Raw genomic sequence first — 972 nt, 5'->3', positions numbered from 1 at the left:
CCATCCGGGCAGGCAGAACACGGGTTCAGCGTACCGCAAGTCGGGGTAACGGAAGACACCGTGATAAAAGGAAAAAAGAAAACGCGCCCCTTGTCTGCGCCCGCCCCTCAATCTCAACCGGAGGTCAATCATGGCAAACCGTAAACCCCGCAAGGGGAGCCTTCTGACCGTTAATGACGTCTACCGTCAGCCTGTGGGGCCGGCGCATGACCCGAAGAGCCTGTATGCGTTGTTGCTGCGCTTTGTAGTGTGGCGACAGGAACGGAGCTGGTCAGAAAGTACGCTGAAAGTACAGACGCACCATACTTACCACTTTATCCTGTGGGCAACCGAGCGCGGCTTATACTACGCAGCGGATATCACCCGGCCGATACTGGAGCGTTACCAGCGTTATCTGTATCAGTACCGCAAGACCAACGGTGAACCGTTAAGCACCCGGACGCAACGTACCCAACTGGAGCCATTGAAAGTCTGGTTCAAATGGCTGACCAAACAGAATCTGATACTGGCGAACCCGGCGGCGGACATTGAACTCCCCAGACTGGAAAAGCACCTGCCGCGCTATATCCTGACCATCGATGAAACCGAACAGATACTGGCGCAGCCTGACCTGACGACGTTGCAGGGGATACGTGACCGGGCGTTGATGGAGTTGCTCTGGTCAACCGGGATGCGTCGGGGCGAATTAACCCGGCTGGATGTGTACAGCGTTGACGGAAAACGCAAAACGGTGACCATCCGGCAGGGCAAGGGGAATAAAGACCGGGTGTTGCCCCTCGGTGAACGGGCCTTAAGCTGGCTACAGCGCTATCAGCAACAGGTGCGGCCACAACTTATCGTCAATCCAGACGTCAAGGCATTATTCGTCGCAATGGATGGGCTGGACGGCTTACAGGCTAACGGTATCAGCAATCTGGTGACAGCTTATATCAACGCGGTGGGTATCGAGAAAAAAGGTGCCTGCCACCTGTT

General features: G+C 55.8%; 1 protein-coding gene. It reads left to right on the top strand.

Annotated elements, in window-relative coordinates; all coding sequences use genetic code 11:
- Positions 1-130: 130 nt before the first annotated feature.
- Positions 131-972, top strand: an 842-nt coding sequence (gene xerC, locus AACQ38_RS23680; RefSeq protein ID WP_165579240.1) for a site-specific tyrosine recombinase XerC, incomplete at its 3' end; no start/stop codon positions are given.

The sequence above is a fragment of the Photorhabdus sp. RW14-46 genome (genome assembly GCF_963887965.1).
Classification (GTDB): Bacteria; Pseudomonadota; Gammaproteobacteria; order Enterobacterales; family Enterobacteriaceae; genus Photorhabdus; species Photorhabdus laumondii.
The sequence above is the reverse complement of the archived record's forward strand: the minus strand, read 5'-3'. Positions and strand labels throughout refer to the sequence as shown.